This is a genomic window from Catenulispora sp. GP43, assembly GCF_041260665.1.
GTDB lineage: Bacteria > Actinomycetota > Actinomycetes > Streptomycetales > Catenulisporaceae > Catenulispora.
On record NZ_JBGCCT010000001.1, the window covers coordinates 398,150 to 410,321 of the forward strand.

Sequence of the window (12,172 nt, forward strand, 5' to 3'; positions counted from 1 at the left end):
GCTGTCAGCGCGGCAGCGCCTCGTACGCCTCCCAGGCGTCCAGCGTGACCTGTTCGAAGCCCAGGCCGTAGGCCGTCACGCCGCGGCCATAGGCGCCGAGCCAGCACTCGCGCAGCTCCGCGGCCAGGACCCAGCCGTACTCGCTCTCGCGGTAGCGGAAGCGGGTGGGCTTGCTGTCGACCGGGAGCTGCACCGCGCGCCAGGGGGCGTCGTCCAGGTTCTCGGCGACCTCGTAGGCCAGCTCGGTCTGCTGGTGCAGCCAGTCGCCGCGCAGGTCCTTGTCCACGCCCCAGGGCCAGGCGTCCGACAGCAGGCCCAGGCCCGCCACGGCGGCCAGGGTAGACAGCGTCGTCGGCTCCAGGATGGTCGCGCCGCCGCCGGATCTGCGGTCCAGGCGGGCCATCGTCACCACGCCGCAGAAGCGGCGGGGGGACAGGTCGTCGGGGCGGCGGGCCGGATGGTCGCCGTGGCCCAGGGTGCCGTACTCGGCGACCCCGTCGGGGCCGAGCATGATCGAGCCCAGCCAGCGGTCGCCGGCCCAGGCCTCGTCCAGGCCGTACCAGGGCACCGCGGTGCGCTGGCCGGGCCAGGCGTCGGGTTCGGAGGCGGCCAGGGCGGCGGCGGAGATGGAGGCGACCGGCGGGCCCGGGACGAAGTCGTCCGGGTCGGCGGTGCGCCCGCCGCGCCGGTCGGTACCCCGGGAACCGGCGGCCTCGGCGGGGTTCGCAGCGCAGTCCGCGCCGCCCGCGCCGGCCGCGCCATCGGCGACCGGCGCCACAGAGCCCGGCTGCGAGGCCGGGCCGGGTGGGTTGGAGAAATCTTCAGTTGAGATGGTGCTGCTCATGGAACCTCACGTCGCATCCGCGTCAAACGGCGGGCGCTCGCCCGCGGCCAGGCGCGGGGCGGGGGCCCGGTAGAGGGCATCGTCCGGGGTCGCGTCGTCGGCGGCGAGGGGCCGTCGGGCACCCTCCGCCGCACCGCGTATCTCGCCGTTGAGCGAGTCGGTGATGTCCCTGATCTCGCGGAAGTCGCCGTCTTCAGGTCCGAGCACGTGCTTGCGCACGAAGTTCTTGGGATGCAGGTCGGTCAGCTCCAGGTCCTGGAATTCCGGACCCAGTTCCTTCTTCAGGTCGTTCTGGGCGTTGCGGGTGAACTCGCGGAACTGCCGCAGGGTGCGTGCCAGGCCCTGTACCGCGCCGGGCAGCTTATCCGGGCCGAACAGCATGACGGCCAGGGCCAGCAGCGCGATCAGCTCCAGCGGGCTGATGTCGAGAAACGGCACGGTGACGGGCTCCTGCTCTGGCGGGCGCGGCCGGCGGCTTTCCGGCGCTACGCGCTAGCGTAACTCCCGTCCGGGCGGAAGCCGGACCCCCGGAGGGTTGATGTCGGTCGATCCTTTACGCGTCAAGGCTCGGCAATGCCGAGCCTCGACGTCAAGAGGGGGTCCGTGATCGCGGTGGGGCCGCGGTCTCAGTGGGCCGGTCCGTAGTTGACGACCTGGGCCGGCGCCGGGTTCGCCGGGGCGTGCGAGGGACTGGCGCTGGCGCTGAAGTCGCCGACCAGCCATACGCCGGTCCCCAGGGCCGCCAGGGACACCGCGCCGATCGCCGCGGCCCGCAGCCGCTGCGGGCGCACCGGGGAGCGTCCGGCCGTGGGGCGGCCGGACGCCGGAGCCGCCGGCGGGCGGATCGGCACGGTCTGGAAGGAGAACGGGGACGGACCGGCGCCGGAGCCGGCCGCCGACGATCCGCTGCCGCCACCGGGCGCGCCGCCGGACGCCGCCGAGGAGGCGGTACCCCGGTTGGCGTCCAGGCTCAGCAGCCCGAGCATCAGCTCCACCGGGACCTGCGGGGCGGACATCGTGCTCAGGCGCGACTTCACCTGCCGCTCGGCGTCGGCCTCGGCCCGGCAGTCCCCGCACTGGGCGAGGTGGCCGAGCATGCGCTCCCTGGTGCCGTGGTCCAGTTCGCCGTCGATCAGGGCGGTCAGGCGGTCTCCGAGATGCCTGGTCACCGGCGGCCCTCCTTTCCACTCGCGTTCGCCGCCGCTCCCGGGGCCCGGTGCTCCAGGGCCGCACGCAGCTGCGAGCGGCCGCGGTGGATCCGCGAGCGCACCGTGCCGAGCTTCACATCGAGGGTGGCCGCGATCTCCTCGTAGGACAACCCCTCGATGTCGCACAGCACCACGGCGGCCCGGAACTCCGGGGCCAGGGCGGCCAGCGCGGCCTCGATGTCGGCGTCCATGTGCGAGTCCGCGAAGATCCGCTCCGGCGACGGCTCGCGCCCGGGCAGCCGGTCGTCGGCGTCCTCGCCCAGGGAGTCGAAGCGGATGCGGGCCCGGCGACGCACCATGTCCAGGAACAGGTTCGTGGTGATGCGGTGCAGCCAGCCCTCGAAGGTGCCGGGCTGGTAGCTGGACAGCGAGCGGAACACCCGGATGAAGACCTCCTGCGTGAGGTCCTCGGCGTCGTGCTGGTTGCCGGTCAGGCGGTAGGCCAGCCGGTACACCCGCTGCGAATGGGTCCGGACGATCTCGTCCCAGCTCGGCGGCTCCCAGCCGACGGCCGCGGCGTCCAGGGGCTGGGTCTGTGTCTGTATCTCCCCGGCGCTCGGCGCGGCGGTCTCCGCCGGCATCGCGGTATCGGGGATCGCCTCCGCCCCCCGGCGGCTCTTATCCAGGGCGGCCTTGCGGGCCGCACGCCGACGACGAAGTTCCCCGAGATCTATCCGCGGTCCAATGGTGTTGACCGGGACGGCTCCAGGATTGCGGGCGCTGTTGGCGTCAGCCACGACGTCCCCACCTCCTATTTCCAGTACCGCACTCATCACCATAGACGCCTGCCTCGCTGCTAAAGGCTGAAAGGAACCTGAGATCGGTCTAAGATCTCCCGGCTCTCCAGACCGTGAGCCACTGTCGAGGGCAGAACGGCCGGTCACCGGGGTGAAGTTCCCGAGAGGGCAGTTCCCTCTCGGTGTCCGCTTACAGCGATCAGAGGCGCCGATCAGGCCCGTGCCACGTGCTGCGGTACCAGCGCGTCCCGCTCCGGGACCGCCCGCCGAACCGTGCATCGCCGGCTCGCGTCTTATAAGCGCTCGCCCACGCTCTATCTGTTCGGATGACAGTCCGACGTGGTATGCGCGCGGCCGGGTGGCTACGCTCTTGATGCCCAGTAGCAACCAACCGACCAGATCCCGGCCGACCCGGCTCCGGGACCCGCGACCCTCGGAGGCCGTCATCCCCAGTCACCGGCACGCCAGCCTGGCGTATGCGGAGGGGTACGTCGCCGAGGACGACGTCCTGGTCTCCGCGCGCCGCGAGGCGCGGCGGCTGGGCATCGTCCCGGTCGAGCCCGGCACCGGCGCGGCGCTGCGACTGATGGCCGCCACACTCGGGGCCCGGGCGGTCGTCGACGTCGGCACCGGCGCCGGCGTGTCGGGGATATACCTGCTGCGCGGCATGCGCCCGGACGGGGTGCTGACCACGGTGGACGAGGACACTCAGGGTTCGCAGGCGGCCCGGCGGGCCTTCGCCGACGCCGGCTTCGCCGCGAGCCGCACCCGGGTGATCGGCGGGGCCTCCGGCTCGGTGCTGCCGCGCCTGGCCGACGGCGGCTACGACATGGTGTTCTGCGGCGGGCCCGGCACCGATCACCTCGCGGGTTACGAGGAGGCGCTGCGGCTGCTGCGGCCCGGCGGGCTGGTGGCCTTCGACGGGGCGCTGGGCCAGGACCGCGTGGTCGACCCCTCGATCCGGGACGCGCGCACCTCGGCGCTGCGGTACCTGCACCGCCAGGTCGCCGAGGACACCCGGCTGCTGCCGGCGCTGCTGCCCACCGGGGACGGGCTGCTGTGCGCGGTTAAGCGCTCCTGAGCACAGGCCTCGGGCTCCTGACGACAGACCGGAGCCGACCGCGGCTCCGCCCCCGCGGGCAGGCCGTGGAGCCGGCGGTGGCGTCCGACCCGACACGGACGCTCTGACCGGGGTGGGGTGCCGGTCCGGCCGGGTGCGGAAGTGAGAAGGAACACGTGGGTTGGAGGACGCCGGACCCCGGCCGTTCGGGGGCCAGACGTCACTGGTGGGACGAATGGGGTGGCGATTGAGACCGCGCCGGACTAACCGACGACGCCCTTGATCGCCTCGCCGAGCGCGGCGGCCTCCTCCGCCGACAGCTCCACCACGAGCCGGCCGCCGCCCTCCAGCGGGACCCGCATCACGATGCCGCGTCCCTCTTTGGTCACCTCAAGCGGGCCGTCACCCGTCCGCGGCTTCATCGCCGCCATGCTCGTTCCCCTTCCTAGGAGCCAGCTCTCAACCAATCCATTATCCCGCACGCAGCCGGAATGGGTTCCGGTGTCGCCGCGGGAGGCCCGACTGAGTAGCTTCGTCAGAGTCTGCAAACAGTTCTACCGGACGCGACCAACACTGGTACATGCCTGGAAGCCGATAAGGCGGAGAGTGGGACCCCCTATGTCCGACAACGTTGTCTACGACGTCACCGAGGGTGTCGGCACCATCACCCTGAATCGTCCGGACGCGCTGAACTCGCTCGACAGTGCGACCAAGGCGGCGCTGCGCGACGCGGCGACGGCGGCGGCCGAGGACGACTCCGTTCGCGTGATCGTGCTGCGCGCCACCGGGCGCGCCTTCTGCGTCGGACAGGATCTGCGGGAGCACGCGGCGTCCCTGGAAGCCGGCAACGGCCTGGCGAACACCGTGCGGGAGCACTACAACCCGCTGCTGCGGGCCCTGACCTCGGCGCCCAAGCCGGTGATCGCCGCGGTCAACGGCGTGGCGGCCGGCGCCGGCGCGGCCCTGGCCTTCGCCGCCGACCTGCGGATCGCCTCCGACAAGGCGGCCTTCAACCTGGCCTTCGCCAACATCGGCCTGACCGCCGACTCCGGCGGCTCCTGGACGCTGCCGCGGCTGGTCGGCCCGGCCAAGGCGCTGGAGCTGCTGATGCTGCCGGAGACCATCGGCGTCGAGCAGGCTGCCGAGCTGGGGCTGGTGCACCGTGTGGTGCCGGCCGAGGAACTGGACGCGGCGGTCGGCGAGCTGGCGGCGAAGATGGCCGCCGGGCCTACCGCAGCCTACGCGGCGATCAAGCAGGCGGTCGGGTTCGGACTGACGCACTCGTTCGAGGAGACCCTGGAGCTGGAGGCCGACCTGCAGGACGCGTGCGCGGCCACCGAGGACCACCGCAACGCGGTGCGGGCGTTCCTCGCCAAGGAGAAGCCCACCTTCATCGGCCGCTGACACCGGCCGCCGAAACGCCGAGAACGGCCGGTCCCTGACAGGGGCCGGCCGTTCTGCGCGAGCTGAAGAAATGAAGACCCTACTGGTCGTTCTCCGGACGGCGGTACCAGGACGACAGCGGGTTGCCCTCCACAGGGTCCTGATCGGCCGGGGCGGCGGTCTCGGCCTGGCCGGGCGACACGCCCACGCCGGGGCCGAATCCGGGCTGTACAACGGCGGTCGCGGTGGTCGCGCCGCCGGCCTCTCCCAGGCCGCCGGAACCCTCGGCGCCGGGCACCGCGTCCTGGGCCCGGGGCACCGGCTCGTAGCCGACGCCGGCCTCGCCGAAGTGGGCGCCCGCCGGGCGGGTCAGGTCGGCGATCAGCCGGTCCCGGTGGTCGATCTCGAGGGCGAGCCGGTCCAGCAGCCGGTCGACCTGGTCCATGCGGTAGCCGCGCCATCCGACGGCGAAGCGGGCACTGTCGATGTCCCCGCGGCCCAGTTGCCGGTCGTCGGCCAGCGCGGGCTCGGGCCGGTCCTGGCGCGGGTCGTCCAGACCCCCGCCGCGGCCGGCGGCCACCCACGCGATCGCACCGAACACCGCCGCGACGACCAGAAACTGAAAGTACAGCACGGCCACATCGTGCCACGCCCGGCGCCGCGCCGTCGCCGTTAGGCTGATCTCCATGTCATCGAACGCGGACGGCACCCCGGGCGGCACCACCGGGAGCACCGGGGCGACAGCCCCCGTCCCGCAGGGCACGCTGCGCCTGGGACCGTACGAATACGGCCCCGACCAGCGGCTCGTGATGGCGATCGTGAACCGCACCCCGGACTCGTTCTACGACAAGGGCGCCACCTTCACCGACGCCGCCGCGCTGGACCGCGTGGAGCGGGCCTTGAGCGAGGGCGCTGACCTGGTGGACATCGGCGGCGTGAAGGCCGGCCCCGGCGACACCGTGGACCCGGCCGAGGAGATGCGCCGCGTGGTGCCCTTCGTCGCCGAGGTCCGCAAGCGGTTCCCCGAAGCGGTCATCTCCGTGGACACCTGGCGCGCCGAGGTCGGGGACGCGGTGTGCGCCGAGGGCGCAGACGTGCTGAACGACGCCTGGGGCGGCTGGGACCCGCGCCTGGCGGAGGTCGCGGCCCGGCACGCGGTGGCGCTGGTGTGCACGCACGCCGGCGGCGTCGAACCGCGCACCCGCCCGCACCGCATCGGCTACGCGGACGTCATGGCCGACATCCTGGAGCGCACGGTCCACGGCGAGGCCGAGCGCGCGGCGGGCCTGGGCGTCCCGCGCGACCGCATCCTGATCGACCCCGGCCACGACTTCGGCAAGAACACCCGCCACTCCCTGGAGGCGACGCGACGCCTGACGGAGATGACCGCGACCGGATGGCCGGTGCTGGTGTCGCTGTCGAACAAGGACTTCGTCGGCGAGACGCTGGACCGGCCAGTGAAGGAACGCCTGACCGGGACGCTCGCCACCACCGCGGTGTCGGCCTGGCTCGGCGCCCGGGTCTACCGGGTGCACGAGGTGGCCGAGACCCGGCAGGTGCTGGACATGGTCTCGGCGATCCAGGGACTCCGGGAGCCGGCGGTGGCCAAGCGGGGGCTGGCCTAGCCGCCGGCGAACGGGAGCGGGAGCGGACTAGCGGTCCCCCGGCTTCCCCATGATCGTGACCGCCTCGTCCGGGTCGTCGACCAGGTGGATCAGGTCCAGGTCGGCCGCGGCGATCTTGCCCGCCGGGACCATGACGTCGCGGATCCAGTCCACCAGCCCGCCCCAGAAGGCCCGGCCGACCAGCACCACCGGGAACGACGTCACCTTGTGCGTCTGGACCAGGGTCAGGGCCTCGAAGAGCTCGTCCATGGTGCCGAAGCCGCCGGGCAGGACCACGAAGCCCTGCGAATACTTCACGAACATGGTCTTGCGGACGAAGAAGTACCGGAAGTTGATGCCCTGGTCGATGTAGCTGTTCAGGGACTGCTCGAAGGGCAGCTCGATGCCCAGCCCGATGGACCGGCCGCCGGCGTCGATGGCGCCCTTGTTCGCCGCCTCCATGGCCCCCGGGCCGCCGCCGGTGATGACGGTCCAGCCGGCCGTGGCCAGGCCGCGGCCGATCTGCTCGCCGACCAGGTACTCGGGGCTGCCGGTCGGGGTGCGGGCCGAGCCGAACACGGTGATGGCCGGACCGGTGCGGGCCAGCGAGTCGAACCCCTCCACGAACTCGCCCTGGATGCGCAGGACCCGCCAGGGGTCCTCGTCCTTCCAGTCCTTGCCGTAGGCGTGGTCCAGCAGTTTCTGGTCCGCCGTGGCCGCCGGCAACTGCTCGTGTCCGCGCCGCCGGGTCACCGCTCCGACGAAACGTTCAGTGAAACTGCTGCCGGTACCGTGTCCGTTCCCGCTGCCTTGACTCATAGTCGGCACACTACCGGCCGGAATTAGCCGGACGGCGGCTGGCAGGCGACGGGCCCGCCGCCGCGGGCCGACCAGCGGCGATCCGCGGCGATCCGCGGCGGCTGGAGCCGGACCGCGGAGCACATCAGGACTGCGGAGCGCGTCAGGACTGCGGGCGCACCTGCTCCAGGTGCTGGCTCAGCCAACCGTAGGCCTGCGGCAGCCACTGCTTCCACACCTCGGTGTTGTGCGAGCCGTGGTCCTTCTTCAGCACGTCCACCACGCCCGGTGCCACCTGCTGCAGCGAGAGCGCGTCGGAGAGCACGGAGCCGTGCGCGTCCTCGGCCGAGGCCGCGGCCAGCAGTGCCACCGGCGGGTTGGGCTTGTGGTTCTGCAGGATCCACAGCGTGGAGTTCTGGTTGGCGAAGGCCGGACCGTACTTGGACACATAGCCGCCGGGCCGCACGTCGCCGCTCATCTGCACCGCGGCGCTGAACAGCTGCGGGTACTGCACCAGCAGCTTGCCGGCGCACAGGCCGCCCTCGGAGTAGCCCATCATGCCCCAGCCGGAACGGTCGGTGGTGACCCGGAAGGTACGCTCGATCATGGTCCGGATGTCGTCGGTGATGAAGGTCGCCACCTGCGGACCGCCGGGGATGTCGGTGCAGTCGGTGTTCACGCCCTTGACCGGCGAGATGTTCACCGCGACCAGCACGAACGGGGTGGCGGCGTGCTGCTGGACGAGCGTGCCCAGCTCCTTCTGGCCCGCCATGTTGCCGAACCAGGTCTGCGGGGTGCCCGGGTAGCCGGGGAACAGCAGGACGACCGGGAAGTCGGTGTTCGCATACGCCGGGTCGTTGTACTGCGGCGGCGTCCAGACCATCACGTCGTTCGTGCCGCCCAGGCCCGACTTGGGCCCGGTGAAGCTGGTCACCAGCGCGTCGTCGCCGTACTTCTTGAAGTCCTGCGCCGGGCCCGCCGGCCGCACGCGCGGCACCACCTGGCCGCGGCCGCCCTGGGCCCGGCCGTCGGTCAGGTCGCCGCCGTCGATCGGGGTGCCGGCGGCCACCGTGTTCTGGTGGATGATCACGCCCGGGCTGCCGGTGTCGCCGAGCAAGTCGTCCCAGGACGCGTAGAGCCCGTAGTAGTTGTTGACAACCACACCGCACAGCAGGATCGCCATGACCTGACTCACGCCGATCATCGACAGTCGCCCCGCGGCGCGCATGGGGCGCGGTCCGCGGATGCGGTTCCACAGCAGATATGTGCCGATCGGTGCGGCGACCGCGAGAACGATCGCCGTAACCATCATCGGCCAGCCGGTCGGGCTCATCGAAACTTCGGACCTCTCGGAACTTGCCTGGACAGCGGGCTGATCGCCGGGCTCCCGTGGTCGTACGGGGGCTGCTCCGCCGCTGGTAAGACGCTAATAAGTCCCAAGCGGTTGCCTCCGGCGCGCACCGTTTTGAACCGGCGCGCGCCACCGCGGGTCGTCAGCTCAGGCGATGGAGCCGAGCCAGCTTCTCATCCGTTCCGCACATCGGACAACTTGCCCCAAGTCCACTGATTCATCGGGTTTGTGAGCCAGGGATCCGTCTCCGGGCCCGTAATTCACGCCCGGAACACCGAGTTCGGCGAACCGGGCGACATCGGTCCAGCCGAACTTCGCCGTGGGCTCGCCGTCCACGCCGGCCATGACGGCGCCGACGAACTCAGCCGCCAGCGGCAGGTGCAGACCGGGACGCGCCGCCGGAGCGGTGTCCGTGACCACGATCTCAGCGTCCAGATCCGCGAAGACCTCGCGGACGTGACGTTCCGCATCGTCCTGAGTGCGGTCCGGGGCGAAGCGGAAATTCACGAGCACCGAGCACTCGTCCGGGATGACGTTGCCGGCCACGCCGCCGGTGATCCCGACCGCGTTCAGGCCCTCGCGGTACTCCAGACCCTCCACCTCGACCCGGCGCGGCTGGTACTCCGCGAGCCGCCGCAGCGCGGCACCGGCCTTGTGGATGGCGTTGTCGCCGAGCCAGGAGCGGGCCGAGTGCGCGCGGGCGCCGCGGAAGGTCAGCCGGGCCCGCATCGTGCCCTGGCAGCCGCCCTCGACGATGTTGTTGCTCGGCTCCAGCAACACCGCGAAGTCGGCGGCGAACCACTCCGGCCGGGTGCGGATCAGCCGGCCCAGACTGTTGCGCTCGGCCTCGACCTCCTCGCACTCGTAGAAGACATACGTCACATCGCGGTTCGGCTCGGCCAGGGCGGCGGCCAGCACCAACTGGACCGCCACACCGGCCTTCATGTCCGAGGTGCCGCAGCCGCGCAGGGTCCCGGTCTCCCAGTCGCCCTCCAGGAGCGAGGGGACGTTGCGGCGCCCGGTGCTGTCGACCGCGATCGGCACGGTGTCCAGGTGCCCGGCCAGGATCACCCGCTCGGCGCGGCCGAGGTTGGTGCGCGCCAGCACCGAGTCGCCGTCGCGCAGCACCTCGAGGTGCGGATACGGACGCAGCGCCGCCTCGACCGCGTCGGCGAGCGCCTTCTCGTCACCGCTCACGGACTCGATGTCGACGAGCGCCGCGGTCAGGCGCGCGGCGCTCTGCGTGAGGTCCAGGCCGGACATCGCTTGGTCGCTCCCCGTCCTCAGCCGGTGAATCCGTTGTCGCGCAGCAGGTCGTTGATCTGCAGCTTGTCGTGCGACTCGCCGGGGGCCAGGCGGCGCAGCACCAGCAGGCACGGGGTGGTGAACTCCCCGCCGGGGAACTTCTTCACGCGGGTCGAGCTGACACATACCGACCAGGCCGGGGCCTCGCCGCGGGGCAGTTCCTCGCCGGTCTCGGCGTCGAAGACGCGCATCGACTTGGTGAGGTTGGTGCCCGAGCCGAGCTTGGCGCCCTGGCGGACCCGGGCGCCCTCGACGACCATCGAGCGCGAACCGATGAACGCGTCGTCCTCGATCACCACCGGGACCGCGTTCGGCGGTTCCAGCACGCCGCCGATGCCGACTCCGCCGGACAGGTGGACGTTCTTGCCGACCTGCGCGCAGGAGCCGACGGTGGCCCAGGTGTCGACCATGGTGCCGGCGTCCACGTAGCCGCCGATGTTCACGAACGAGGGCATCAGGATCGCGCCGGAGGAGACGTAGGAGCCCCACCGGACGATGGCCCCGGGCACCACGCGCGCCCCGCCGAAGTCGCTCTTCAGCGGCATCTTGTCGTGGTAGCGGAAGTCGCCGGCGTGGGACTCGGCCATGTCCAGGACCTTGAAGGACATCAGGATCGCGCGCTTGGCCCGCTCGTCCACCACGACCTCGTCGGAGGCCGCGTCCACGAACGCCACCCGCGCGGTGCCGGCGTCGATCAGGTCCACGGCCTCCACCACGGCCTTGCGGGCGTCGGCGTCCGCCGGGCCGAGCTCCGCGCGGCGCTCCCACAGCTCGTCGATCACTGCCGGGATCGGGGAGGCGAAATCCTGGGCAGTCGGTGCGTTCGTCATGGCCACCACGATATGTGTTTCAGCTACGGTGGCCTCGCGGCGTTCACACCGCAGGACGGATCTCGGACATTTACGGACGGAACTGGACGGTATGGGTCAGAGAGGCCGCCCCCGAGGCAGGCAGGAACAAGCGCCGCGCAAATCCCGGCACATCGGTGCCTGGATCGTGACCGTGATGTTGCTCGGCGCGCTGGGCGCCGGCGGCTTCTTCGTGTACCACGCGTTCACCGGCGGGGTCTCCGCCGAGAACTGCACGGCCATCGGAGCAGACGGCCAGTCCTCCACCATCGCCAACGAACGGATGGCCAACGCGGCCACCATCGCCGCGGTGTCCCGGGCCAAGAACCTGCCGGAGCGGGCGACGATAATCGCCCTGGCCACGGCCGAGCAGGAGTCGAAGATCCAGAACCTGACCGGCGGCGACCGCGACTCGCTGGGCCTGTTCCAGCAGCGGCCCTCGCAGGGCTGGGGCACCCCGGACCAGATCATGGACCCGGTGTACTCGACCGGGAAGTTCTTCTACGCGCTGCTGAACGTGAACAACTGGGAGACCATCGACGTCGGCAAGGCCGCGCAGGCCGTGCAGCGCTCGGCGGACTCCTCGGGCGAGTCCTACGGGCAGTGGGAGGAGATGGCCACGATCCTGGCGACCACGCTGGACGCCAAGTCGGGAACCTCGCTGACCTGCACGTACGAAGACCCGAAGCTGGCCGCCGAGACCCCCGGCTCGAACGGCCTGACGCCCCGGGCGTCGACCGTGGGCCAGGCGCTGGTGAAGCAGTTCAGCGCGAACGGCGCGGCCGCGGCTCCGCAGTACTCGCACTCCAGCGACGGCCTGACGCTGCGGATAACGTCCAACAACCTGTTCACCCCGCAGGTGCTCGCCGCCTGGGCCGTGGCCTCGTCCAAGACGCTGAACGTGGACCGGGTGCAGTACGCGAACGAGGTGTGGACCCGGTCTTCGGGCAAGTGGGAGTCGACGTCGTCCTCGACCAACGGGACGGTGGACGTCTCGGTGGCGAAGGGCGGCTGACCCCTGGCACGCTGGGGCG

General features: G+C 71.7%; 14 protein-coding genes. 4 read left to right on the forward strand and 10 right to left on the reverse strand.

Annotated elements, in window-relative coordinates; all coding sequences use genetic code 11:
- Positions 1-4: 4 nt before the first annotated feature.
- The 4 genes from ABH926_RS01770 to sigE all read right to left on the reverse strand — a co-directional run bounded on the left by ABH926_RS01770 (position 5) and on the right by sigE (position 2,633).
- Complete coding sequence (locus tag ABH926_RS01770) at positions 5-844, reverse strand: hypothetical protein (RefSeq protein ID WP_370363445.1); 840 nt, start codon at positions 842-844, stop codon at positions 5-7.
- Positions 845-850: 6 nt separating this feature from the next.
- On the reverse strand, positions 851-1,282 hold the full coding sequence (locus tag ABH926_RS01775) for a sec-independent translocase (RefSeq protein ID WP_370363446.1): 432 nt from the start codon (positions 1,280-1,282) through the stop codon (positions 851-853).
- Positions 1,283-1,470: 188 nt separating this feature from the next.
- Positions 1,471-2,013 carry an anti-sigma factor gene (locus ABH926_RS01780; protein WP_370363447.1) on the reverse strand — a complete coding sequence of 181 codons (543 nt, stop codon included), beginning with the start codon at positions 2,011-2,013 and terminating at the stop codon, positions 1,471-1,473.
- On the reverse strand, positions 2,010-2,633 hold the full coding sequence (sigE, locus tag ABH926_RS01785) for an RNA polymerase sigma factor SigE (RefSeq protein WP_370363810.1): 624 nt from the start codon (positions 2,631-2,633) through the stop codon (positions 2,010-2,012). The genes ABH926_RS01780 and sigE overlap by 4 nt, the downstream gene beginning before the upstream one ends.
- Positions 2,634-3,162: 529 nt before the next feature.
- Here sigE and ABH926_RS01790 point away from each other — a divergent pair.
- Positions 3,163-3,870 carry an O-methyltransferase gene (locus ABH926_RS01790; protein WP_370363448.1) on the forward strand — a complete coding sequence of 236 codons (708 nt, stop codon included), beginning with the start codon at positions 3,163-3,165 and terminating at the stop codon, positions 3,868-3,870.
- Positions 3,871-4,112: 242 nt separating this feature from the next.
- Here the strand turns inward: ABH926_RS01790 and ABH926_RS01795 are convergent, their stop codons facing one another.
- A complete protein-coding gene (locus ABH926_RS01795) occupies positions 4,113-4,280 on the reverse strand; it encodes a DUF3117 domain-containing protein (protein ID WP_015796491.1) in 168 nt (55 codons plus the stop codon).
- 187 nt (positions 4,281-4,467) lie between these two features.
- On the opposite strand from ABH926_RS01795, the gene ABH926_RS01800 reads away from it, so the two are divergent.
- Positions 4,468-5,253 (forward strand): enoyl-CoA hydratase-related protein, encoded by a 786-nt coding sequence (locus ABH926_RS01800; RefSeq protein WP_370363449.1) that lies wholly within the window; start codon positions 4,468-4,470, stop codon positions 5,251-5,253.
- 79 nt (positions 5,254-5,332) lie between these two features.
- Here ABH926_RS01800 and ABH926_RS01805 read toward each other — a convergent pair whose 3' ends face one another.
- The gene (locus ABH926_RS01805) at positions 5,333-5,866 is read right to left on the reverse strand and encodes a DivIVA domain-containing protein (protein WP_370363450.1); all 534 of its coding nucleotides are present in this window, start codon (positions 5,864-5,866) and stop codon (positions 5,333-5,335) included.
- A 175-nt stretch (positions 5,867-6,041) separates the two neighbouring features.
- Between ABH926_RS01805 and folP the strand changes: the two genes are divergently transcribed.
- Positions 6,042-6,857: a dihydropteroate synthase gene (gene folP / locus ABH926_RS01810; protein WP_370363812.1), complete on the forward strand. Its 816-nt coding sequence runs from the start codon at positions 6,042-6,044 to the stop codon at positions 6,855-6,857.
- 27 nt (positions 6,858-6,884) lie between these two features.
- Here the strand turns inward: folP and ABH926_RS01815 are convergent, their stop codons facing one another.
- The 4 genes from ABH926_RS01815 to ABH926_RS01830 all read right to left on the reverse strand — a co-directional run bounded on the left by ABH926_RS01815 (position 6,885) and on the right by ABH926_RS01830 (position 11,120).
- The gene (locus tag ABH926_RS01815; protein WP_370363451.1) at positions 6,885-7,655 is read right to left on the reverse strand and encodes a TIGR00730 family Rossman fold protein; all 771 of its coding nucleotides are present in this window, start codon (positions 7,653-7,655) and stop codon (positions 6,885-6,887) included.
- Between the two features lie 142 nt (positions 7,656-7,797).
- Complete coding sequence (locus tag ABH926_RS01820) at positions 7,798-8,967, reverse strand: alpha/beta hydrolase (RefSeq protein WP_370363452.1); 1,170 nt, start codon at positions 8,965-8,967, stop codon at positions 7,798-7,800.
- A 165-nt stretch (positions 8,968-9,132) separates the two neighbouring features.
- Positions 9,133-10,248: a succinyl-diaminopimelate desuccinylase gene (gene dapE / locus ABH926_RS01825; protein ID WP_370363453.1), complete on the reverse strand. Its 1,116-nt coding sequence runs from the start codon at positions 10,246-10,248 to the stop codon at positions 9,133-9,135.
- Positions 10,249-10,268: 20 nt separating this feature from the next.
- Positions 10,269-11,120 carry a 2,3,4,5-tetrahydropyridine-2,6-dicarboxylate N-succinyltransferase gene (locus ABH926_RS01830; RefSeq protein WP_370363454.1) on the reverse strand — a complete coding sequence of 284 codons (852 nt, stop codon included), beginning with the start codon at positions 11,118-11,120 and terminating at the stop codon, positions 10,269-10,271.
- Between the two features lie 166 nt (positions 11,121-11,286).
- Here ABH926_RS01830 and ABH926_RS01835 point away from each other — a divergent pair, with 166 nt between their 5' ends.
- Positions 11,287-12,153, forward strand: coding sequence for a hypothetical protein (locus ABH926_RS01835; protein ID WP_370363455.1), 867 nt, complete (start codon positions 11,287-11,289; stop codon positions 12,151-12,153).
- The last annotated feature ends 19 nt before the right edge of the window (positions 12,154-12,172 follow it).

What these genes read in the sequence shown, in the direction of transcription:
- sigE (WP_370363810.1), bottom strand. Translation starts at nt 2,633, where the DNA reads ATGCCGGCGGAGACCGCCGCGCCGAGCGCCGGGGAGATACAGACACAG.
- ABH926_RS01795 (WP_015796491.1), bottom strand. Translation starts at nt 4,280, where the DNA reads ATGGCGGCGATGAAGCCGCGGACGGGTGACGGCCCGCTTGAGGTGACC.
- ABH926_RS01800 (WP_370363449.1), top strand. Translation starts at nt 4,468, where the DNA reads ATGTCCGACAACGTTGTCTACGACGTCACCGAGGGTGTCGGCACCATC.
- dapE (WP_370363453.1), bottom strand. Translation starts at nt 10,248, where the DNA reads ATGTCCGGCCTGGACCTCACGCAGAGCGCCGCGCGCCTGACCGCGGCG.
- ABH926_RS01830 (WP_370363454.1), bottom strand. Translation starts at nt 11,120, where the DNA reads ATGACGAACGCACCGACTGCCCAGGATTTCGCCTCCCCGATCCCGGCA.
- ABH926_RS01790 (WP_370363448.1), top strand. Translation starts at nt 3,163, where the DNA reads ATGCCCAGTAGCAACCAACCGACCAGATCCCGGCCGACCCGGCTCCGG.
- folP (WP_370363812.1), top strand. Translation starts at nt 6,042, where the DNA reads ATGGCGATCGTGAACCGCACCCCGGACTCGTTCTACGACAAGGGCGCC.
- ABH926_RS01770 (WP_370363445.1), bottom strand. Translation starts at nt 844, where the DNA reads ATGAGCAGCACCATCTCAACTGAAGATTTCTCCAACCCACCCGGCCCG.
- ABH926_RS01820 (WP_370363452.1), bottom strand. Translation starts at nt 8,967, where the DNA reads ATGAGCCCGACCGGCTGGCCGATGATGGTTACGGCGATCGTTCTCGCG.
- ABH926_RS01815 (WP_370363451.1), bottom strand. Translation starts at nt 7,655, where the DNA reads ATGAGTCAAGGCAGCGGGAACGGACACGGTACCGGCAGCAGTTTCACT.